Consider the following 20,480-nt stretch of genomic DNA (forward strand, 5'->3'; position numbering starts at 1 on the left):
ATGAGCAGAATCACCGAATTACTGTTCGAACAGCCCGCGCCCGAGGACACCGGCATGTGGAGCGGTGAAGACCCCGCGGACCTGTCGTTCCGGTCCTGGGCGCAGATCCGCTCGACGGCCCGCCGCGCCGCCGCCGGACTCGCCCGCGCCGGGGTGGAGCCGGGCAGTTCCGTGGCCATCCTGGCCGGGACCGCCGACGATGTGGTCGTCCTGGTGCAGGCCACCTGGATGCGCGGCGCCGCCTTCACGATGCTGCACCAGCCCACCCCGCGCACCAATCTGGAGACCTGGGTCGAGGACACCCGCGCGGTGGTGCGGATGCTGGACGCGAAGGTGCTCGCGGTCGCCGAGCCCTTCACCGCCGCCGTCCGCGATCTGGACCTGGGAGTTCCGATCGTGCCGATCGAGGACATCCTCGCGGGCACCGAGGAGCAGGATCATGTGGCGACGGCCGAGGACGATATCGCGGTCCTGCAACTGACCTCCGGTACCACCGGTGTCCCGAAGGCGGTCGCGATCTCCTATCGCAACCTGCACCAGAACCAGATCGCCATGACCGGCGCCGCCGGCTTCCGATCCGATGACATCGTGGTCAGCTGGCTCCCGCTCTACCACGATATGGGCATGATCGGCCTGATGATGACGCCGATGGTCGCCGGTGCGACCACCGTCATCACCACACCGCTGGCATTCCTCAAGAACCCGCTGTCGTGGGCGGAACTGATCACGAAATTCGGCGGAACCTTCACCGCGGCCCCGAACTTCGCCTACTCGGTGCTGGCCCGGCGGCTGAAGCGGGCCGCCGACGGGGCCTACGACCTGTCGAGTATGCGGGTGGCCGTCAACGGCGCCGAGGCCGTGGACGAGGACACGCTGAAGGAATTCGTCGCCGAGGCCGGCCGATTCGGCTTCCGGCCCGAAGCGCTCATGCCGGCCTACGGAATGGCCGAAACCACCCTCGCGGTGTCGTTCACCGCCGCCGACGACCGGTACTCGGTGGATGTCATCGACGCCGACCGGGCCGAGGAACAGGGTGTGATCGCCCGCGACGAGGTCACCAGGCCGCGCACGCTCATGCGGTTGGGGGTGCCGGTTCCCGGTATCGAACTGAAGGTGGTCGACGACGCGGGCAACGCTCTGCCCGCCGACCGCGTCGGTACCTTCCTGGTCCGCGGCGACGCCGTCACCACGAAATACCTCGGCCCGGACGGATACTTCTCCGCGATCGACGCGGACGGCTGGCTGTCGACCGGCGATCTCGGCTACCTCACCGAGAACGGCGAAGCGGTGGTCACCGGCCGGAAGAAGGACGTCATCATCGTCGCCGGCCGCAATATCTCCCCGGTCGTGGTGGAGCGGGCCGCGGTCGCGGTACCCGGCGTCCGCCCCGGCAGCGTGGCGGCACTCGCCATTCGACTGCCGTCCATGGCCCGTGAGGGCATCGCGGTGATCGCCGAATCGGACGCGGCCGGGGATGTGGACGAATGTGAACGGATCCGCAAAGAGGTCGCGCGCGCGGTCTACGACGATGTGGGCATCGCCCCCGCCGTGGTGACCATCGTGGGCAAGGGCGCCCTGCCGAAAACCCCCTCCGGCAAACTCCGCCGCGCGTCTGCCGCGAGCCTGATTCCCGCCTGACCCGATAGTCCGAACAATCGAGGCCGCCCGGCGCACCGCCGGGCGGCCTCGATGCGCTATCGGCCGGTCAGGAACTGAACCACTGGCGGGCGCCTGCTAACGGCGTTCGGCGGCATTGCGGTAACCGCGGACGGCGAGGGGGCCGAAGGCGGCGATCAGGCCGATCGTCCACGCGAAGGTGACGATCAGCGGTCCGGCTACCTCGCCGCCCTCGGTGAGACCACGGACGGCCTCGATGGCGGGGCTCATCGGCTGGTGTTCGACCACCGGCCGCAACCAGCCCGGATACTCGGTGACCGGAGCGAAACCGCTGTTGAAGAACAGCAGGAGCAGGAACAGGCCGCCGAGTTGCTGGACCGCCTGTTTGCCCGAGGCCACCGTCGCCATGGCGATCACCGGCACCGCGATACCGACCGCGAACACCATCGGCACCAGTACCGACCCGATCCCGGCGGCGATCCCGTGCTCGAAACAGAACCCCAGCGGTACCGCGACAGCGAACAGCACGACGGTCGCGATACCGGTGCGGACCGCTTCGGCCAGTAGCCGGCCGGCGATGAAACCCGCGCGGGGCACCGGCAGGGTCCACATCCGGGCCAGCAGGCCGGTATCGCGTTCGTGGATCAGGCTGATAGCGGTGGCGAGGGTGCCGAACAGGGCACCGACGAGGGCGACCAGCCCGGTATTGCCGTAGACGCTGTCGCCGCCGCCCATGGAGGTCACGGTTTTCCCGAGTACCAGCTGGAACATGAGCAGCATGAACGCCGGGAAGACCAGCGACTGGACGACGATACCGGGATCGCGTGACCACGAACGCAACAGCGCGCCGGCGTGGATGACCGACTGCCGCAGCAGCGGTACGGCCCGGCGTGGCGGCCAGGTGGATTTCGTCTGCGGGGCGGTTGTCGTCATCGGTTCACCTGTGCTCGTCCGGCGGAGACGATGGCCACCCATCCCGCGGCGAGCAGCGCCACCGACCAGACGAGGGCCGCGGTCAGTTCGGGGCCGGTACCGGCCGCGAGTCCGCGGAGGGTGTCGGCGAATACCGACATGGGCTGATTGCGGACGAAGGGCTGTGCCCAGTCCGGGAAGGCGCCGGCCGGGACCAGGCCGGTGGAGGCCATCACCAGGATCAGCTGCGGAATCATCAGGATGCTGGCGATGGAGACCGTATTGCGGGCGAGGGTGCCGACCGCGTCGGTGAGCATGCTCAGGGCCAGGCCGAACGCGACCACGAGCACCATGAAGATCAGTGTGTCCACGAGCGACCCGTGGAACCGGAAATCCAGCAGGTGACCGATGACGAGCCCGCCGGCCAGCGCCAGCAGCATCCGGGTGAGCACCCAGGCCATCCGGCCCAGGAACGGGGCGACCCGGGGGATGGGCAGTGACATCATGCGTTCGTGCACTCCGGCGCGGGCATCGTGCCCGGCCGTCTCGGTCGCGGTGATCGCAGTGAAGAGCCCGGCCTGCAACAGGATGATCGGGGTGAGGAACTGGGCGTAATCGGCGCCGCCGAGCTCGAACTGCCGGTGCAGCGGAACGTAGAAGCAGAGGAAGAACACCACCGGGCTGAAGAAGGCGAACAGCGCATCGCCGGATCGGACGGCGGCCAGGATCTTTTGCCGGGCCAGCGTGGCGGTGGCCGGGCCGAGGCCGACCGAGGTCCGGGCGGCGGTTCGGGCCCGGGCCGGAGCGTCGGCGGCGAGCGTGGCCGGCATCAGTGCGTCTCCGTCAGCTGTAGGAAGACCTCGTCCAGCGAGGGCTGCCGCAGGCCGATATCGACCACTTCGATCTGCGCGCCCTGCAACCGGGTGATCACCTCGGAGACCGTGGCCATCCCGCCCGGTGCCCGCACCACCAGCCGCGGGTGGGCCGTGGCCGCGGACACCGTTCCGTCGGCGGGGGCCTCGACCAGCTCGAGGCCCTCGAGCAGCCCGATCACCCGGGCGGTATCGTCGCGCGCGGTCAGGGTCACTTCGCAGACCGCCGCGCCGACCTGCTGTTTCAGCTGTCCCGGGGTGCCCGCGGCCACCACCGAACCCCGGTTGAGCATCACGATGTGATCGGCCAGCCGGTCGGCCTCTTCCAGATACTGGGTGGTCAGCAGGACGGTGATGCCCTCGCCGCGCAGTCCGGCGACGGTATCCCAGACCGCGGCGCGGCTGCGGGGATCGAGACCCGTGGTGGGTTCGTCGAGGAACAGGATCTCGGGCCGGGTGACGAGCGCGCCGGCGATATCCACGCGCCGCTGCATCCCGCCCGACAGCGCGCCGACCCGCCGGTCGCGCACGGCGCCGAGGTCGAATTGCTCCACCAGTTCGTCGATCCGGGCGTTCAGGGCACGACCGCGCAACCCGGTGAGCCGGCCGAACACGGACAGGTTCTCGACGGTGGTGAGTCCCTCGTCCAGGGAGGCGTACTGCCCGGTGAGCGACACCAGTTCGCGTACCCGCGCGGCCTCGGCCACCACCTCGTGCCCGCAGATACGGGCGCTGCCCGACGTGGGCCGCTGCAGGGTGGACAGCAGTGTGACGGTGGTCGTCTTGCCGCTGCCGTTGGGGCCGAGCAGTCCGAGCACTTCCCCGCGCGCCACCTCGAACGAGATACCGTCCAGGGCCCGCACTTCGCCGTAGGTCTTGACCAGGTCGGCGACCACGATCGCCGGGGTTCCCGATTCCGGTGCGGTCATATCGCGGCCACCTCACACGGTGCGGCGAACGGCCGCCGGGCCGGGCCGGCCGAGTCCGGATACCGTCCCGGTACGGGCCCACGAGCGGGCGGCACGGCCCGCGAATCGGCGATCAACGACATGGCACTCGGCCCTCCGATCGGCTGGATTCCCACCTCGGAACCCCCAAGTCTGATACTTAGGCAAGGCTATACTATGTTCGCCGTGGCGGGAGTGGGAAAACCGCACGGACGGAGCGGTTCACCGGAAGCCGGGGCTGTGGTCTCGCGGCTCACGGCACCGGGCCGAAATGTGATATAGGGGAGGGCGGTTGACGCACGGGGTGGGGTCGGCGCTAGGGTGTACGGGCTATGAGGGACGCTGCGACAACGATTTCGGGGGCTTGGCGGGTCGACGACGGAACGGCGGTCGCCTTCCGCGATGCCGCGGTTGCCTGGGCCATGGCCGCCCACGAAGTTCTCACCGAGACCGCGACGGTCTACGGATACTTCGTTACCGTGCAGGAACTCGCCGACCGGGTGCAGGAGATGTCGGGGGTGCGCACCGACGCCCCGACCCGCACCTGGATGGACGCGATCCTGCGCAAGGTGGCCCGGCGCTGCCACAATGCCGGGGAACCGCCGCTGACCGCGCTCTGCGTCAAACGCAATCTCAAGGTGAGCGACAGCTACAAGTACGTACTCGAACTGGCCGCGCTGCCGGTACCGGCCGATATCGAAACCCATGCCGCGTACGCGCGCTGGGCCTGCTACGCCGCCAACGGCGCCGAGGTGCCGGCCGACGGCGGAGCCCCGCCGCTGATCTCCCGCGGCGGTTCGGTCAAACGCGGTACACCGGTCACCACCACCCGCACGACGGCGGCGAAGGCCGATACCGGCCGCACCGTGGTGTGCGCGAGTTGCTTCATCCAGCTGCCCGCCACCGGGATCTGCGAACACTGCTGATCCCGGCGGTCGCGGGACGCGAGGCTCAGGCCAGTGTCGTATGCCAGACCAGTGCCGCGGCCAGGGCGCCGGCGCCGTTCACGGCCCAGTGCAGGGCGATGGGCGCCAGCAGGCTCCCGCTGCGGTGCCGTAACCAGGTGAACACCACCGCCGCCCCGGCCGTCGCGGCGACCGCGAGCAGGATTCCGGTGATCTGGCCGAGCAGTCCGCCGCCGATCGCCGCGGACAAGCCCTTGTTGCCGCTGGTCAGGCCGAAGGACGAGGCGATATGCCAGAGGCCGAACAGTAGTGAACCGGCCGCGAAGACACCGCGGGCGCCCCAGGCACGATCGAGGGTGCCGTGCAGTACGCCCCGGAAGGCGAGTTCTTCCGGGATCACCGTTTGCAGCGGGATCACGATCATCGAGGCGATCAGCGCCCCGGAAATGGTGGCATAACGGTCGGCCAGGAAGAACGGCCTGGTCAGCGGCAGCGCGGCTCCGATAGCGACCGCGGCGAGCACCACCCCGACCGCGGCGAGCGCGTATTTGGTCCCGGACCGCCAGTGGCGCGGCGACAGGCCCAGCTCCGACCAGCGCAGCCCGCGCCGGCGCATCAGCGCCAGCAGTACCACCGCCGCGATCGGCACGCTCACGATATTGGCCCACGCGGTGGTGAAATGGGCGATCAGGTTGGTGCAGGTGAGTACGACCACCACCACCGCCACATCCGCGTAGGCGTGGATCTTATGGCGCGGAGCAGCCGTTTTCTCGGGAACCGGGTGGAGCATTGGGCCCAGTGTACGGATCGTCGCGCGGCGTGCCGGACGGGTCAGCCGGGTGCCCCGGCGGCCCAGCCGTCCGGATCGGCCCAGGCCTGCAGCGTGCGCGACGATTCGAATCGCCGGAGTTCGCCGGTCAGCGGGTCGGTGAACTCGAGCGCTGCCGCGAGCAGCTGTAGCGGCCGGGTGAAGTCGCCGACGTCCTTGTCGGTGATCACGGGGTAGAACTCGTCGCCCAGGATCGGGATGCCGAGTGAGTTCAGATGCAGCCGGAGTTGATGGGTGCGGCCGGTGGCCGGGAACAGGCGGTAGCGCGCGAGATCGCCGCGCCGCTCGATCAGTTCGATCCGGGTGTGCGCGTTCGGCGGGCCCGGCACCTCCTGCGCGGCCAGGACGTGCTTTTCCTTGATGATCCGGCTCTCCACCTCGACCGGAAAGCTCAGGCCGGGCCGGTATCCGGCCACCGCCTCGTATTCCTTGTGCACCCGGCGGCCCTGGAACATCGTCTGGTACGCACCGCGCCGCGCGGGGTCGACGACGAACAGGACCAGGCCCGCGGTGGCCCGGTCCAGACGGTGTGCCGGGATGAGTTCGGGCAGCTCCAGCTCGCGGCGCAGCCGCACCAGCGCGGTCTGCAGGATATGGCTGCCACGTGGGATGGTCGCCAGGAAATGCGGTTTATCGGCCACCAGCAGGGTCTCGTCGCGATACACGACCGGGATCTCGAACGGCACCGGCTTCTCGGTGGGCAGGTCACGATGGAACCAGACCGCGCCGCCGGGAACATAGGGGGCGTCGGGGCCGAGCGGGCCGTCGAGATCGACGATCTCACCGGCTCGCAGCATTTCGTCGATCCGGGCCGGGTCGACCCGGGGGAGCCGGTCCACGAGGTGGTCGCGCAGGGTCGGCCAGACGGCGTCGTCGGGAAGCCGTAGCCGGGCCGGGTCCAGTCCGTGCCGCTTGGGCAGCGGGGGCTGCTGCCTCCTTCTCACCGGTCGCAGCCTAGCCGGGCCCCGCCCGGCCGGATCTCGCGCACCCGGCCGCCGCGCCCCGGGGCCCTACTTCCAGTAGCCCTGTGCCTTGATCTGGGATTTCGGCAGGCCGTGAGCGGTGCGGAAGGTTTTCACCAGGGCGCGCGTGGTGGCCGCGTCGCAGGCGGCCCAGGCGAACGCGTCCGGGGCGACGGTGAGTTCTTCGGCGGCCTCGCGCATGAGACGGCCGTCGTCGACCCGCTGGATCCAGGTGACCTGGTGCTGCGGTTTGTCGCGCACCGGCAGGGTCGCGTCGGAGTCGTACTGCCATTCCAGCCAGACCCGGGCCGGGGTATCGCCGATGGCGTCGAGCAGGGTGTTGACCGCGGGCAGCGAAGCGGCGTCGCCGAAGATCACGTATTCGCCGGGTGTCGTCTCGGGCAGCTGGAAGTTCGAACCGAGGACCGAGGTTTCGATGACATCGCCGACCTGTGCGCGCTCGGCCCATTGGCAGGCCGGGCCGCTGTGGATGGCGAATTCGATGTAGAAGTGGTCGTTACCGGGGTCCTGGTCGATGAGGGTGTACCCGCGGTGGTGCAGTTTGTCGGTTTCCGCGTCCGGGATCCAGAGCCGGATGAACTGCGTGGGATGAACCGGATGGTCGTCCAGAAGTCCGCCCGCGGTGAAACCGATGCGGATGTAGTTGTCGGTGATCTTGTCGGTGGAAGTGACGGTCAGCCGGTAGTCCTCGGCTCGCCACACCTTCATCAGTACACCGTTGGTGCCTCTACCCATGGAAGTTAGCTTAACCTAACAAAGCGGCGTCAACAGTGTTCGCCGCCGGCGGACCGCGGCGTCCGCGCTGCGTGGCCGCCAACTTAGCCTTACCTATATTTTTGCGGATCGCTATGTGAAGATGAGTCCCGTTCGGCACGACGGGGGAAGGACCGGGACATGACTGTGGAGGCCGCGCCACTGCCGGTGGCGGAGACGGGAAACCGGCCCTCGCGCGCACAGGCCCGAGCGCAGAAGCAACGGACCGCCCGGGCGCGTAGCGAGATCCTCGCCCCGGTGAACGGTGCGCTGCGCGCGGCGAGCGTGATCTTCGCCGTCGCCGCGGTCTGCGGTGTCATACCGTTCGTGCTCATCGTCGAGGCCTGCCGGGAACTGCTCTCCGCGCCGATCGATACCGGCCGGGTGTGGGGTCTGCTCTGGGCGGCGGTGATCGTTCTCGTCGTGCGCGGCGTGCTGCAGGCGGCCGCGCTGAGCTGGTCGCACCTGGTGGACGGCGGCTTCCAGCTCGCTGTACGGCGCGCACTCGCCGACAAGCTCACCCGGGTCCCGCTGGGCTGGTTCTCCGAACGTGGCTCCGGTGATGTCAAGAAGCTGCTGCAGGACGATGTCGAGGCACTGCACTACCTGGTCGCGCACGCCCGCCTGGATTTCGTCGGCGGCCTGGTGACCCCGCTGGTCACTCTCGTCTACCTGTTCTGGGTGGACGCGGGGCTCGCGCTGATCCTGCTGATTCCACTGCTCGTCTACGGGATCGCGCTGATGCGGATGATGGAGACCGGTAGCCGGGACCGGATGGTGAGATATACCCGCTGGGAGCGCCGGGTCCAGGCCGCGACCATCGAATTCGTCGACGGTATCCAGGTGGTCCGGGCCTTCGGCCAGGCCGGTAGGGCGCATGCCGAGTTCCAGGACGCGGTCGACGGGCAGACCACGGCCTTCACTCGCTGGAAGCTGCCGCTGGTCCGGTTGCAGGCGATCTCCGATATCGTCGTGGCGCCGGTCTTCGTGCTCGCGGTGGTGGTGGTCGCCGGTCTCGCCTTCGCGGAACTGAACTGGCTGGCGCCGATCGATCTGCTGCCGTTCCTGCTGGTCGGACTCGGACTCGGCAGTTCACTGCTGGGCCTGGGCTACGGCGGTCAGGCACTGCGGGCCGCGGGCGAGGCCGCGGTGCGGCTGTACGACCTGCAGCAGCTGCCGGAACTGAGCGCGGGAGCGCCGGCGCCCACCACCGGCTCCGGCACCGTCACGGGCCCGGTCCGCTTCAGCGGGGTCGGATTCGGCTACCGCGCCGAGCACCGGGTGCTGCGCGATATCGATCTCGAACTCCGTCCCGGAACCCTCACCGCGCTGGTCGGCCCGAGCGGGTCGGGTAAATCGACGCTGGCCAAACTGCTGCCCCGCTTCTACGACGTGGACACCGGCTCGATCACCATCGGCGGCCGCGATATCCGCGATTTCGCGAGCGACGAGCTGTATCGCACCGTGGGTTTCGTCTTCCAGGATGTCCGGTTGATCCGGGGTTCGATCCGGGAGAACCTGCTGCTGGCCCGGCCGGACGCCGATACCGCGGCGCTGGAAGGGGCTGCCCGCGCCGCCCGGATCCACGACCGGATCCTGGCTCTGCCCCGCGGCTACGACTCCGAGATCGGTGTGGACGCCACGCTGTCCGGCGGTGAGGCGCAGCGGCTCTCGATCGCCCGCACGCTGCTGGCCGACACCCCGATCCTCGTCCTGGACGAGGCCACGGCCTTCGCCGATCCGGAATCCGAGGCGGCGGTGCAGGACGCGCTGGCCGATCTGGTGTCGGGCCGGACCGTGCTGGTGATCGCGCACCGCCTGCACACGATCACCGGTGTGGACCGGATCCTGGTGCTGGACAACGGAGCCCTGGTGGAACAGGGTGTGCACGCGGAACTGCGGACCGCGGGCGGTACCTATCAGCGGCTCTGGGAGATCAACGAGGCCGCGGCCGGCGCGGTCGCATCGGTGGAGAGCGGAGACGCGCGATGATCCGGAAGCTGCTCACCCTGGTGCCGCGCGAATCCGCCGCGCTGACGCCGCGGCTGTTCGCCGCGATCGTGGCGCAGGCACTGTGTCAGTCCGCGGCCTATGTCCTGCTGGTCCCGGTGCTCGAGGCGTTGTTCGGCGGCGACCTCCCACGCGCCTGGACCTGGACGGTGGCGCTGGTGGCGGCGGTGGCCGCGATGGCGGTATTCGGTTACCTGCAATACGTACTCGCGTTGCGGATCGCCGTGGGTATGCAGCGTGATCTGCAGACCCGGATCGGCGACCACCTCAACGCCCTGCCGCTGGGCTGGTTCGAGAGCCGGGGCGCCGGGCCGCTGTCGCGGCTGGCGGTGGAGAACGTCCGCGAGATCCAGCAGGCTTTCGCGTACCTGGTGGCGAAGGTGCTCAACAGCATCGTGGTGCCTTTGGGTGTCGCGGTGGGCATGCTGCTGGTCGACTGGCGGATCTCGGTGGCGATGCTGGTGGCCGCCCCGGTGCTCTACGGGGTGAACGGCCTCGCGGCGCGTTCCTACGCCGCCTCCGACCGGCGGGCCCACACCGCCGCGGCCGAGGCCGACGCCCGCGTGGTGGAGTTCGCGCAGGCGCAGCCGGTCCTGCGGTCGCTGGGCGCGGTCGGCCCGGGTAACCGCGCCTTGGACGCGGCCCTGGCCGAGCAGAAGTCCGCCACAACCCGGCTGGTGCTGACCTCGGTTCCCGGGCTCATGGTTTTCGCGCTGTGCGTACAGGCGGTTTTCCTGGTGCTCGCCTATATCGCCGTCGAGCGGGTGACCGGCGGATCGATCTCGGTACCGGCCGCGATCGCGCTGATCGCGGTGGCGGCGCGTTTCATCGAACCGCTGAATCAGGCCGCCCAGCTGGCGGCCGGACTACGCGGAGCGGCCGCTTCGGTGGGCCGGGTTACCGAGCTGCTGTCCGAGCCCACCCTGCCGGAATCGAGTACGCCGGTGACTCCCGGCGCACCGGGAATCGAGTTCGTGGACGTGAGTTTCGGCTACCGGGACGGCGAGACGGTGCTGTCCGATATCGGCTTCGAGGTCGCGCCGGGTACCACGACCGCGATCGTCGGGCCGAGCGGAGCCGGGAAGACGACGCTGCTGCGGCTGGTGGCCCGCTACCACGACGCGGACGCCGGACGGATCGTGGTGAGCGGGCACGATGTCCGCGAACAACCGACGGAGACCCTGCTCGGGCAGCTCTCGCTGGTGTTCCAGAACGTCTATCTCTTCAACCGTTCGGTGGCCGAGAACATCCGGATCGGCCGGCCGGGCGCCTCGGACGACGAGGTGCGGCGGGCCGCGGCGGCGGCCAGTGTGGACGAGATCGCCGACCGGCTTCCCGATGGCTACGACTCCCCGGTGGGCGAGGGCGGCACGCTGCTCTCCGGCGGAGAGCGGCAACGGGTTTCGATCGCGCGAGCGCTGCTCAAGGATGCGCCGATCGTGCTGCTCGATGAGGCGACCAGCGCGCTGGATCCGCATAACGAGGCGGTGGTGGTGCGCGGCGTGCACGAGGTCACCCGCGGTAAGACCGTGGTGGTGGTCGCGCACCGGCTGTCCACCGTCGCGCACGCCGACCAGATCCTGTTCCTGGACGGCGGTCGCATCGTGGAACGCGGAACCCATTCGGAACTGCTGGAACTGGGCGGTCGCTACGCGGACTTCTGGAACGAGCGATCGCGGGCGAGCGGCTGGCGGCTGGCCGGTGCCGCCCGGGTCTGACGGGCTCCGAAACCTCATCCGGGAGTGACTTATCTCGTATCAAAGTTTAGGTAAGGCTATGCAAATATAGGTAAGGTTATTCGGTGTCCGCGGCACTCCCCGGCACGCCGGTTCGGGCGAGGCGGGTGCGGCGTCCGGCCGGTGTGTAGCGAGAGATGGGAGTATCCGGTGAATCGACTCGTGGTGCTGGGCGCGGGCCCCAAGGCGATGGCCGTGGCCGCGAAAGCGCATGTGCTGCGCGCACTGGGTATGCCCGCTCCGGAAATCACCGTGGTGGAAGCCCATGCCGTGGGCGGGAACTGGCTGCCCAGCGGCGGCTGGACCAACGGCCGGCACCGGCTCGGCACCAGCCCGGAGAAGGATATCGGCTTCCCGTACCACTCCACCTGGGCGCGCGGCCGCAGCCGCGAGATCGACGAGGCCATGCTGGCCTTCAGCTGGACCGCCTTCATGGTCGAACGCGGCACCTACGCCGAATGGGTCGACCGGGGCCGGCCCAGCCCGCAGCACCACCTGTGGGCGCGGTACCTGCAGTGGGTCGCGGACAAGGCCGATTTCGAACTCGTCTCCGGTGCGGTCCGCACCGTCGCCGCGGGTGCGGACGGCTGGGCGGTGACGGTGGTCGACGCCGATGGGCTCTCCACCGAGATCGAAGCGGAACGGTTGATGATCACCGGCCCCGGTAACAGCCGGCGCACCCTGGCCGACCACCCGAAAATGCTGAGTATCGCCGATTTCTGGGACCTGGTGGGCCGCCGGAAACTGCCCGTGTCCTCCCGTGCCGCGGTGATCGGCGGCGGTGAGACCGCCGCCTCGGCAATGGACGAGCTGGTCCGCCACGAGGTGCTGACGGTCTCGGTGATCTCGCCGGCGGCGACGATCTATACCCGCGGCGAGAGCTATTTCGAGAACTCCCTGTTCAGTGATCCGGCCAAATGGAACGGCTTGAGTATCGAGGAACGCCGGGACGTGGTGCGGCGCACCGACCGTGGCGTGTTCTCGGTGCGGGTGCAGGAAAACCTGCTCGAGGACGCCCGGGTGCATCATCTGCAGGGGCGCGTGGTGCAGGTTGCCGACCAGGACGGTGGGATCTCGCTCACGCTGCGTAACGAGAACCGTCCGGACCGGGTGCACACCTTCGATCTGGTGGTGGACGCCACCGGCGGGCATCCGCTGTGGTTCCTGGACCTGTTCGATACCGATGCCGCCGACCTGGTCGAACTGGCGCTCGGTGGTCCGATCACCCAGCAGCGCCTCGAATCCGCCATCGGCTACGACCTGGCGGTTTCCGGGCTGGACACCAAGCTCTACCTGCCCAATCTAGCGGGGCTGGCGCAGGGGCCGGGCTTCCCGAATCTCAGTTGCCTGGGCCAGCTCTCGGACCGGGTGCTCGGACCCGAACCCGAGCGGAGCCGCGCGACCGGCGCGCGGGGCCGCTTCGGTTCGGTCGCGCGCTAGTCCGACTTCGGCGCGTCCGGCCCGGTACGCAGGGCCGGGAGGTCGTCGGGGGTCCGGGGCAGGACGTGCAGCGCGATCCGCCGGGTCGGGCGGATATCGAATTCGCCCAGCTCGGTCCAGCCGTTCTTCAGCAGGGCGCGGCGCATCCGGGGATTGCGGTAGTCGGGTTCGCAGAGCAGGCGGCGGCAGTCGGGGTCCTGATCCCAGACCGCCTCGGACAGCAGTCCCATCCAGCGGGAGATGACGCCCTTGCCGGTGAGGTCGGGATCGGCGGTCGCGATATGGAAGCCGATATCGGTGGGCGCGGCGTCGTAGAGCCGGGCGATCTCGTCCTTGGCCGGGCGGTACAGCTCCACATACGCGACATCGCGGACGCCGAGTTCGGGCCGGTCCACGCCGGCGAAGTCGAGGCTCAGCACGCAGGGCAGCGAGTAGGTCCCGGTGAGCTGGGCGGTGAGATGGCGGTGCCACCGCTCGACCGGCCAGTCCTGCTCCCAGGTCTCCACCAGATGCGGGCGCGACATCCAGCTCGCGATGGTTTCCGGATCGTCGCCCTCGGCGTCGACGGCGCGCAGGGTGAAGGGTTCGGGGAACCACGGGACCAGCGGGGCCGGGGCGGCGCGGACCTCCTCGGGAATATCGAGCAGTTCCCGGGTGAGGACGTACGGGGTCCCGGTCTGGTTCATCTGATTCGGCTCCCTCGGATGTCTGGCTGATCGGCTGCGACGGGGTCGAAGCCGCGGTTAGGTTACCCTATGCTAAGGTTTCACCAATGGCCGTGACGGAGTGCGGGAGTCCCGATTCCTCTCGACCATACGCTGTACCCGCGACGCAGGAGTCCGTGTTATGCCGACAACCTTGCTGGAACCGGAACGTATCGGCGACCCGGCCTCGGCGCAGGCTCCGTCGTCGCCCATCCGGATTCCGGAGGAGTGGACCACCGGTGTGGAATTGTCCCCGGTGCCCGGTATCGCCTACCTGATGCGCTGCGGCCGATCCGTGCCGGAGAGCCGCACCGCCATCCGGTTCGGTAGCGAAACTCTCAGCTACGGCCACCTTTTCGAGGTGCTCGCTCGCCCAGACCGGGTTCCGGTCGGCACTCCCGTCGACCGGCTGATCCGGTTGCTCGGCGGACTGCTGGGCGATGCCGCGGGCCGCGGCGTGCTCGCCGGGCCGCACCGCTACGCGCCGCGCATCCCGGTGGCCGCCCTGGCCGTCGCGATCGCCGACCGCCGATCGGTGGCCGCCGAACGCAAGAGTGTCCGCGCCGACCGCGCCCTCGGCACGGCCGACGTCCGGCTCTTCGCCGCGGGCTGGAGCGATGTCGGGGTGGCCGTGGAATTGCTGTCGGCGATCGCCGACGGCGCGGCCCTGGTCCTCGCCGACGAGCACGAGCGCACCGACCCGGCCGCGCTGGCCGCGCTGATCGAACGTCAGGGTGTCACCCATGTGACCGGCACCGTCGAAACCGTCGCCGGTATCGCGGCCGCGGCCACCTCGCTGCCCACTGTCTGCCGCTGGGATATCACCGGCACCGCGTCCGCCCCCGACCTGCCCGCCCGGTTGCGGGAACTCGCGCCGCGGTCGCTGGCCACCTTCGCCTTCACCTCCGTCGGCTACGCGGGTGCGGTGACCAGGGGCTGCTTCGACGGCACCGGTCGCACCCGGCCCATCCCCGGCGCCCGGGTCCAGGTCCTCGACCCGGACCTGCGTCCGGTGGCTCCCGGCGTCCTCGGTGATGTGTACGTCGGCGGTGCCGCGGCAGGCACCGCGGGCACCAGTTCCTCCTTCGTCCCGGATCCGCTGGAGCCCGGTGGCCGGTTGTTCCGCACCGGTGAACGTGGCACGTGGACCTCGGAGGGCCGGCTCGTTTTCGCCTGATGCCCGGCGGTGCCGCCGGGATGGCTGCCACGCCGTAGTGAAGACAGCAACGTAGGCAGCGATCGGATAGGGACAGCCATGCCAGACGATCTTTCCGAGCACCGCCCACTATCCGGCGCCCAGCGTCGCATGTGGTTCGTCCAGCGTCTCGATCCCGGTGAGACGACACTGAATGTCTGTGCCGCCCATCGGTTGCGCGGCGATCTGGACCCCGACCGCCTGCGGGCGGCGCTGGCCGCGGTGGCCGCCCGCCACGACATCCTGCGCAGCACCTGTCATGTCGGCGAAAGCGGTGAGCCGTACCGGGTTACGCACGACGACCCCGGAATACCTTGGCGGGACCACGATCTCACCGGCTACCCGGAGAGCGGCCGGGATCGGCGGGTGGCGGTGCTGGCGCGCCGCGAATTCGCCCGTCCCTTCGACCTCGCCGCGGAATACCCGCTGCGCGCGACCCTGGTCCGTACCGACGTGGACGACCACGTACTGATCCTGACCGCGCATCAGATCGCGTGGGACGACGACTCCTGGCCGGTGTTCTTCACCGAGGTGAACGCCGCCTACCGCGGTAACCGCCTCCCGGAACCGCCCGCGCGCGCCGGCCTCGCCGCCGAATCCGACCCCGCCTCCGATGCCGCCGACCTCGAGTACTGGCGCCGGGTGCTCACTCCGCTGCCCAGTCGTCTCGAACTCCCCGGCCGGCCGGCCGCGCCCGGTTCCGGCAGTACCGCCGAGACGGTATCCCGCGCCGTACCCGACGCTCTGCTGGCGCGGATCCGGGCGGTCGGCGCGGATTTCTCGGCCGATGCGTTCACCGTGCTGCTGGCCGGTTTCCAGGCCTTGATCCAGCGCTATACCGCCGCCGGCGATTTTCTCGTCACCGTGCCGGTGAGCAACCGTCCCGAGGGTGCGGACGTGATCGGCTACTTCGGCAATACGGTGATCGTCCGGGCCACCCCGGAACGCGATGCCACCTTCGCGGACTATCTGGACGCCGCGGCACAGGCCCACGCCGGCGCCTTCGCGCACCGGGGCCTGGGCATCGACCGGGTCGTACGGGCGGTCGGCCCGCGCCGGGTGGCCGGCCGCGACGGCCTGGTCCAGCTGGTGCAGCTCAGTTTCGGGCAGCGGGACGCCCCGGGCGGCTTCGATTTACCGGGCATTCGCTCGGCGGTACTGCCCGTCGGCAGCGCGGTCGCGCAGGAGGAACTGGAACTCACGGTGGTCGGTGACGGCGCGGGCGCCACCCTCGAGGCCGCGTTCCGGATCGGCCATCTCGACCGGGACACCGTCGACCAGTTGCTCGATCACTACCTGCAGCTACTTGCCATCGTGGTGGACGAACCCGGTCGGCGGATATCGGAGATCGACGTGCTGGGCGCCGATCGAGACGCGGTTCTCGAACTGTCGCACGGCTCGCTGGCCGATCCCGCCGACACCACCGTGGTCGCGCAGCTGCAGGCGCGGGTCGCCGCGACGCCGGATCGGATCGCGCTGGTCTCCGATGACGCCGAACTCACCTATGCCGCGCTCAATACCCGCGCGAACAGATTGGCGCACTGGCTGATCGGCGCCGGAATCGGTCCCGAGGACATCGTGGCGCTCGGTGTGGACACCTCGGTCGATTTCGTGATCGCCGCCTGGGCGATCCTGAAATCCGGGGCGGCGTATCTGCCCATCGACCCCGCTTATCCGGCCGAGCGGATCGACTACCTGCTCGCCGACGCCCGGCCGCGGCTGTATTTCACCGCGGCCGTGCACGCCGAGGCCGTCGCCGCTGCGGAATCGCTGGCGGAGACCGATCCGGCCGACCGCGACCGGGTCGCGCCGCTGCGTCCCGGCAACACCGCCTACGTCATCTACACCTCCGGCTCCACCGGGCAGCCCAAGGGCGTGGCCGTGTCACACGCGGCGATCGCCGATCATCTGTCCGGGTTCAGCGCGGAATGGGATCTGGACTCCGACGACCGCGTCCTGCAATCCACCTCGGTCAGCTTCGACGCCTCCCTCATGGATATCTTCGTGACCCTGTTCGCCGGTGCCCGGGTGGTGATCCCGAAACCCGATGCGCACCGCGATATCCCGTATATCGCCGAACTGGTGAGCCGGCACGGGGTGTCGGTTCTGCATATGGTCCCGTCCATGCTGGCCACCTTCCTGATGGTGCCCGAGATCAACAACTGGACCACGCTGCGGCATATGCCGGTGGGCGGCGAGGCGCTGCCCGGTGAGGTCGCCGACCGGTTCACCGCGCGCTTCGACGCGCAGCTGCGCAATCATTACGGCCCGACCGAGGCGGTCGTCTGCGCCACCCATATGCCGGTGGAGGGCCCGCAGGGCACCGGGATCGTGCCGATCGGCATACCGAACCGCAACGTATTCCTGTACCTGTTGGACGACGCCCTGCAGCTGGTGCCCAACGGGGTGGTCGGCGAGATCTACCTCGGCGGCGATCAGCTGGCCCGCGGCTATCTGGACCGGCCCGGGCTCACCGCGCAACGTTTCGTGGCCGACCCGTTCCGGCCGGGGCGCCGGCTCTATCGCACCGGCGATCTCGGCCGGCGCGGCGCCGACGGCGTGGTCGAATTCATCGGCCGCACCGACGAACAGGTCAAGGTGCGGGGCTACCGCATCGAGGCGGGCGAGGTCGAAGCCGCGATCAACAACCATCCCGATGTCGCGCACGCGGTCGTGGTGGCGTCCGAACATCCGGTGCTGGGCCGCATCCTGGCGGCCTACCCGGTGCCGGTACCCGGGGCGGTACTCGATCTCGACTCGTTGCGCGACCGGGTGGCCGCCCGGCTACCCGAATACATGATGCCCGCGACGTTCACGGTCATCGAACGGATCCCGCTCACCGCGCACGGCAAACTGGACCGCCACGCCCTCCCGGTGCCGGAATTCGCCGCCACCAGCGAATTCCGCGAGCCGCGGACCCCCACCGAACGGCGGGTCGCCGCATTGTTCGGGCGGCTGTTCGACCGGGAGCGGATCGGCGCCGACGATTCGTTCTTCGATCTCGGTGGTCATTCGCTGCTGGTGGCCCGGTTGCTCTCCATGGTCCGGGCGGAATTCGGCGTGGAGATCGATATGCGGGCGCCGTTCCGCGCCCCCACGGTGCGGGGACTGGCGGCGCATCTGGTGACGACATGCCTGAGCGAATTCGGCGTCGATATCGACGACAGATCCGAGTCGGTGCGGACAGCGGTCGCCACGGGGACTACGCCGGGGTCATAGCGCGACAGGGTGCCGCGGCCGGGGGGCCATGGCTCGAGTACGAGGGATTGATCCGGGATTCGGGAACCGATCGGCCGTTGCCGACATCAAACCTTGTGACAGAGCAGTATTCGGCCACACAGGGCGAGGAGGCTCCCGGTGGGCGATCTCCGAGTTCGGGCCCAAGAGCCGCCACTCAGGGGAGGGGACGTCATTGCACCCGGAATTCGATGCGGGCCCGGCCACACCGCGGATTGTATTCGCCCACACCGGCCTGCGACTGTACTGCGGCCCCGGAAGACGGTTGTTCGGTGATCAGTTCTGGGATGACTATCACCTCGAGTTCGTCGATTACGCCATGATGGATCCCGGCAGCGGAGCACACATTGCGATACTGCTGCCGGTCGAATCCGAGCCGCAGGCCGAGCGGCTGCGGTCCGTCCGCAGCCGGTGCCCGATGTCGCTGGTAGTGGCTGTGACCCACGATGTCACCGGCCATTCGACGTACTATGCCATGCGCTCGGGGGCCTCCTTCGTCATCAACCTCGCGATACCCGGCCCGCAGCAGTCCGACCTGCTGCGAGCCCACCTGAGAAATCTCCCGGGGGTGGTACACGACGCCGCGCGCGGACCCGACCTCCAATTGGTTTCCGTGCGAGCCGACGCGCGAACCACCGACGAGGGCATCCGGGTTCCCGTCCCGGAGGGCGCCGAGGCCACGGCCCGGACGGGCACCGAATCCGGCGGCGGTCATCGCGGTCTCAGTCGTGCCGAGAGCCAACTCGTGCGCATGCTCCGGACCCCGATGACGATCGCCGAGATCGCGCGCCACAACTACATGTCCGAACGGTCGATGTATCGACGCGTCCGGGCGCTGTACAACGTTCTCGGGGTCACCGGCCGCAGTGAACTCATGGGCTCCCCACCTGCCGATGAATCCGGAAACCCTGCTCGGCACCGTGATCTGATGTCGGCAGTGCCACTGGCCGCGAGATAGCCGGTGACGACTGCCATCGAGACCGATCATGAATCATTCGGCTACGCAATATCGTGCACAAGAACGGCGGATGGTCGACAGTCGAGGATTCGGGGCTGCCAACAATTCGGCAGCCATAGCGTATCGCACCTCGCGGCGGATAAATTTTCATCAGATCACCGAAATCGTGATCGGACGACACAAAAGTAATTCGAAGTGAGGGAATATGTGGAAGAAGGCCGGCTCCGTATTGCTGCCCGTGATGGCATTCGGTGGAATCATGTTCGGAGGGGTGGCGCACGCGGAAATTCCGCCGACGCCCGGCCCGATCTGGCCGAATGATTGCATCCGGATGGGCGGCTCGCCCAATTTCGACGCACCGCAGTCTCCGCCCGGCCAGGCGTGGTACGGCACCTGCAGCGGCGGCAGGTTCGACGGTTACCTCCTCAAGCGGGCCTGAGTCGAGACCTGCTCGAAGCCAAGGCGTTTGCGGACACCGTGCCCCCGGACCGGGGAGGCTGTCCGCGAACGCCTTCGGCGTATCCCGGCACTGCCATACTTACGGCCGGTGCATTGGCAGTGCCCGTACGATTCCGTATCCTGAGCGTTATGACCGATGATCAGTATCTGACGGTAATCGGAGATTTTACCTACCACTTGGTCAAAATATTGGAACGTGCGGCCGAAATCGGTAACACCCGGGGGTACAACTATCTCGCTGTCGAGCACGTCGCCCTGGCAATGCTCGAAGATTCCCGCTGGTATGGGACGGAAGATTGGGATCGCCCGCTGGCAGCCGGCGAGTGGCGGCAAAAATTGATCGACGGACTGCCGCCGCTGCCGGCCAGAAGTCATCGTTCGGACCAGGCGGTGGCAATCGACTATCGGCTCCCCGATTTTTTGCCGGTGACCCCGGATCCGTGCCCGTTCATACAAGAGTTCGAATTCCCGATCTTCGCGACGGCGGATGAGCTCACCGAGTTCACGGAATTTGTCACGGAGTTCGTCCGCGACCGATCGCGGTCCGTGGCGGATCTCCACTGGCAGATTCGCTCCGACCAGGGTGCCAGGCATGGACATCGGTTGGAGAAGCGCTGGCGCGACGCGCATCCCGGCAGCGATGCCGGTACGCGACGACCACTCACTGTTTTCGTCGGCTTGTACCTGGTCGACTCGGTCGTACGCGATCGGCTGCTCAATGATCTGTGCGGTGCTCTTCCGGCCTCGGACGCGACCTGGACGGCGACCATGAACGTTCCCGAGTCGGCCGAGCAGGCCCGCGCGCTCGATCTGGGCTCCAAATATCCTGAGCTGTCACACCTCGAATCCCTGTAGCGGGAAACCGCCGTAGGGGATGAGCGCACCCGGGCCGGCAACCGGTCCCGTGCCGGCGGGCCGGCGCC

17 protein-coding genes are annotated in these 20,480 nt (G+C 68.8%); 10 read left to right on the plus strand and 7 right to left on the minus strand.

What is annotated here, in order from left to right; all coding sequences use genetic code 11:
* Window positions 1–1,638: a long-chain-fatty-acid--CoA ligase gene (locus tag ACWDU1_RS02270; RefSeq protein ID WP_449995169.1), complete on the plus strand. Its 1,638-nt coding sequence runs from the start codon at window positions 1–3 to the stop codon at window positions 1,636–1,638.
* 96 nt (window positions 1,639–1,734) lie between these two features.
* Here the strand turns inward: ACWDU1_RS02270 and ACWDU1_RS02275 are convergent, their stop codons facing one another.
* Genes ACWDU1_RS02275 through ACWDU1_RS02285 form a run of 3 tightly spaced genes read right to left on the minus strand, consistent with a single transcriptional unit; the run spans window position 1,735 to window position 4,330 of the window.
* Complete coding sequence (locus tag ACWDU1_RS02275; protein WP_449995171.1) at window positions 1,735–2,550, minus strand: ABC transporter permease; 816 nt, start codon at window positions 2,548–2,550, stop codon at window positions 1,735–1,737.
* Window positions 2,547–3,359 (minus strand): ABC transporter permease, encoded by an 813-nt coding sequence (locus ACWDU1_RS02280; RefSeq protein ID WP_449995172.1) that lies wholly within the window; start codon window positions 3,357–3,359, stop codon window positions 2,547–2,549. The genes ACWDU1_RS02275 and ACWDU1_RS02280 overlap by 4 nt, the downstream gene beginning before the upstream one ends.
* A complete protein-coding gene (locus tag ACWDU1_RS02285) occupies window positions 3,359–4,330 on the minus strand; it encodes an ATP-binding cassette domain-containing protein (protein ID WP_449995174.1) in 972 nt (323 codons plus the stop codon). The genes ACWDU1_RS02280 and ACWDU1_RS02285 overlap by 1 nt, the downstream gene beginning before the upstream one ends.
* Window positions 4,331–4,680: 350 nt before the next feature.
* On the opposite strand from ACWDU1_RS02285, the gene ACWDU1_RS02290 reads away from it, so the two are divergent.
* Window positions 4,681–5,274 (plus strand): hypothetical protein, encoded by a 594-nt coding sequence (locus ACWDU1_RS02290; RefSeq protein WP_449995176.1) that lies wholly within the window; start codon window positions 4,681–4,683, stop codon window positions 5,272–5,274.
* A 25-nt stretch (window positions 5,275–5,299) separates the two neighbouring features.
* Here ACWDU1_RS02290 and ACWDU1_RS02295 read toward each other — a convergent pair whose 3' ends face one another.
* From ACWDU1_RS02295 to ACWDU1_RS02305, 3 genes are all read right to left on the minus strand, one after another.
* Entirely contained in the window at window positions 5,300–6,043 is a 744-nt protein-coding gene (locus tag ACWDU1_RS02295; RefSeq protein WP_449995177.1) for a CPBP family intramembrane glutamic endopeptidase, read from the minus strand.
* Between the two features lie 41 nt (window positions 6,044–6,084).
* A complete protein-coding gene (locus ACWDU1_RS02300) occupies window positions 6,085–7,026 on the minus strand; it encodes an RluA family pseudouridine synthase (protein WP_449995179.1) in 942 nt (313 codons plus the stop codon).
* Window positions 7,027–7,092: 66 nt separating this feature from the next.
* A complete protein-coding gene (locus ACWDU1_RS02305) occupies window positions 7,093–7,800 on the minus strand; it encodes a siderophore-interacting protein (protein ID WP_449995181.1) in 708 nt (235 codons plus the stop codon).
* Window positions 7,801–7,959: 159 nt separating this feature from the next.
* On the opposite strand from ACWDU1_RS02305, the gene ACWDU1_RS02310 reads away from it, so the two are divergent.
* The 3 genes from ACWDU1_RS02310 (at window position 7,960) to ACWDU1_RS02320 (ending at window position 13,004) form a co-directional block, all read left to right on the plus strand.
* Window positions 7,960–9,810 carry an ABC transporter ATP-binding protein gene (locus ACWDU1_RS02310; RefSeq protein ID WP_449995183.1) on the plus strand — a complete coding sequence of 617 codons (1,851 nt, stop codon included), beginning with the start codon at window positions 7,960–7,962 and terminating at the stop codon, window positions 9,808–9,810.
* The gene (locus ACWDU1_RS02315) at window positions 9,807–11,546 is read left to right on the plus strand and encodes an ABC transporter ATP-binding protein (protein ID WP_449995185.1); all 1,740 of its coding nucleotides are present in this window, start codon (window positions 9,807–9,809) and stop codon (window positions 11,544–11,546) included. Before ACWDU1_RS02310 ends, ACWDU1_RS02315 begins: the two co-directional genes overlap by 4 nt.
* A gap of 168 nt (window positions 11,547–11,714) precedes the next feature.
* Complete coding sequence (locus ACWDU1_RS02320) at window positions 11,715–13,004, plus strand: SidA/IucD/PvdA family monooxygenase (RefSeq protein ID WP_449995186.1); 1,290 nt, start codon at window positions 11,715–11,717, stop codon at window positions 13,002–13,004.
* Here the strand turns inward: ACWDU1_RS02320 and ACWDU1_RS02325 are convergent.
* Window positions 13,001–13,690 (minus strand): GNAT family N-acetyltransferase, encoded by a 690-nt coding sequence (locus ACWDU1_RS02325; RefSeq protein ID WP_449995188.1) that lies wholly within the window; start codon window positions 13,688–13,690, stop codon window positions 13,001–13,003. The genes ACWDU1_RS02320 and ACWDU1_RS02325 overlap by 4 nt on opposite strands.
* 160 nt (window positions 13,691–13,850) lie before the next feature.
* Here ACWDU1_RS02325 and ACWDU1_RS02330 point away from each other — a divergent pair, with 160 nt between their 5' ends.
* The 5 genes from ACWDU1_RS02330 (at window position 13,851) to ACWDU1_RS02350 (ending at window position 20,412) form a co-directional block, all read left to right on the plus strand.
* Window positions 13,851–14,885, plus strand: a complete 1,035-nt coding sequence (locus ACWDU1_RS02330; protein ID WP_449995190.1) for an AMP-binding protein — start codon at window positions 13,851–13,853, stop codon at window positions 14,883–14,885.
* A gap of 78 nt (window positions 14,886–14,963) precedes the next feature.
* Window positions 14,964–18,122: a non-ribosomal peptide synthetase gene (locus tag ACWDU1_RS02335; RefSeq protein WP_449995192.1), complete on the plus strand. Its 3,159-nt coding sequence runs from the start codon at window positions 14,964–14,966 to the stop codon at window positions 18,120–18,122.
* 283 nt (window positions 18,123–18,405) lie between these two features.
* Window positions 18,406–19,098, plus strand: a complete 693-nt coding sequence (locus ACWDU1_RS02340) for a hypothetical protein (RefSeq protein ID WP_449995194.1) — start codon at window positions 18,406–18,408, stop codon at window positions 19,096–19,098.
* A 205-nt stretch (window positions 19,099–19,303) separates the two neighbouring features.
* The gene (locus tag ACWDU1_RS02345; protein ID WP_449995196.1) at window positions 19,304–19,537 is read left to right on the plus strand and encodes a hypothetical protein; all 234 of its coding nucleotides are present in this window, start codon (window positions 19,304–19,306) and stop codon (window positions 19,535–19,537) included.
* Window positions 19,538–19,686: 149 nt separating this feature from the next.
* On the plus strand, window positions 19,687–20,412 hold the full coding sequence (locus tag ACWDU1_RS02350) for a hypothetical protein (RefSeq protein ID WP_449995197.1): 726 nt from the start codon (window positions 19,687–19,689) through the stop codon (window positions 20,410–20,412).
* Window positions 20,413–20,480 lie beyond the last annotated feature (68 nt).

This window comes from Nocardia sp. NPDC003345, assembly GCF_053589395.1.

Coding starts and splice junctions, on each gene's coding strand:
- ACWDU1_RS02325 (WP_449995188.1), bottom strand. CDS start 13,690: ATGAACCAGACCGGGACCCCGTACGTCCTCACCCGGGAACTGCTCGAT.
- ACWDU1_RS02345 (WP_449995196.1), top strand. CDS start 19,304: ATGTGGAAGAAGGCCGGCTCCGTATTGCTGCCCGTGATGGCATTCGGT.
- ACWDU1_RS02270 (WP_449995169.1), top strand. CDS start 1: ATGAGCAGAATCACCGAATTACTGTTCGAACAGCCCGCGCCCGAGGAC.
- ACWDU1_RS02350 (WP_449995197.1), top strand. CDS start 19,687: ATGACCGATGATCAGTATCTGACGGTAATCGGAGATTTTACCTACCAC.
- ACWDU1_RS02280 (WP_449995172.1), bottom strand. CDS start 3,359: ATGCCGGCCACGCTCGCCGCCGACGCTCCGGCCCGGGCCCGAACCGCC.
- ACWDU1_RS02335 (WP_449995192.1), top strand. CDS start 14,964: ATGCCAGACGATCTTTCCGAGCACCGCCCACTATCCGGCGCCCAGCGT.
- ACWDU1_RS02275 (WP_449995171.1), bottom strand. CDS start 2,550: ATGACGACAACCGCCCCGCAGACGAAATCCACCTGGCCGCCACGCCGG.
- ACWDU1_RS02310 (WP_449995183.1), top strand. CDS start 7,960: ATGACTGTGGAGGCCGCGCCACTGCCGGTGGCGGAGACGGGAAACCGG.
- ACWDU1_RS02285 (WP_449995174.1), bottom strand. CDS start 4,330: ATGACCGCACCGGAATCGGGAACCCCGGCGATCGTGGTCGCCGACCTG.
- ACWDU1_RS02305 (WP_449995181.1), bottom strand. CDS start 7,800: ATGGGTAGAGGCACCAACGGTGTACTGATGAAGGTGTGGCGAGCCGAG.
- ACWDU1_RS02290 (WP_449995176.1), top strand. CDS start 4,681: ATGAGGGACGCTGCGACAACGATTTCGGGGGCTTGGCGGGTCGACGAC.
- ACWDU1_RS02330 (WP_449995190.1), top strand. CDS start 13,851: ATGCCGACAACCTTGCTGGAACCGGAACGTATCGGCGACCCGGCCTCG.
- ACWDU1_RS02315 (WP_449995185.1), top strand. CDS start 9,807: ATGATCCGGAAGCTGCTCACCCTGGTGCCGCGCGAATCCGCCGCGCTG.
- ACWDU1_RS02295 (WP_449995177.1), bottom strand. CDS start 6,043: ATGCTCCACCCGGTTCCCGAGAAAACGGCTGCTCCGCGCCATAAGATC.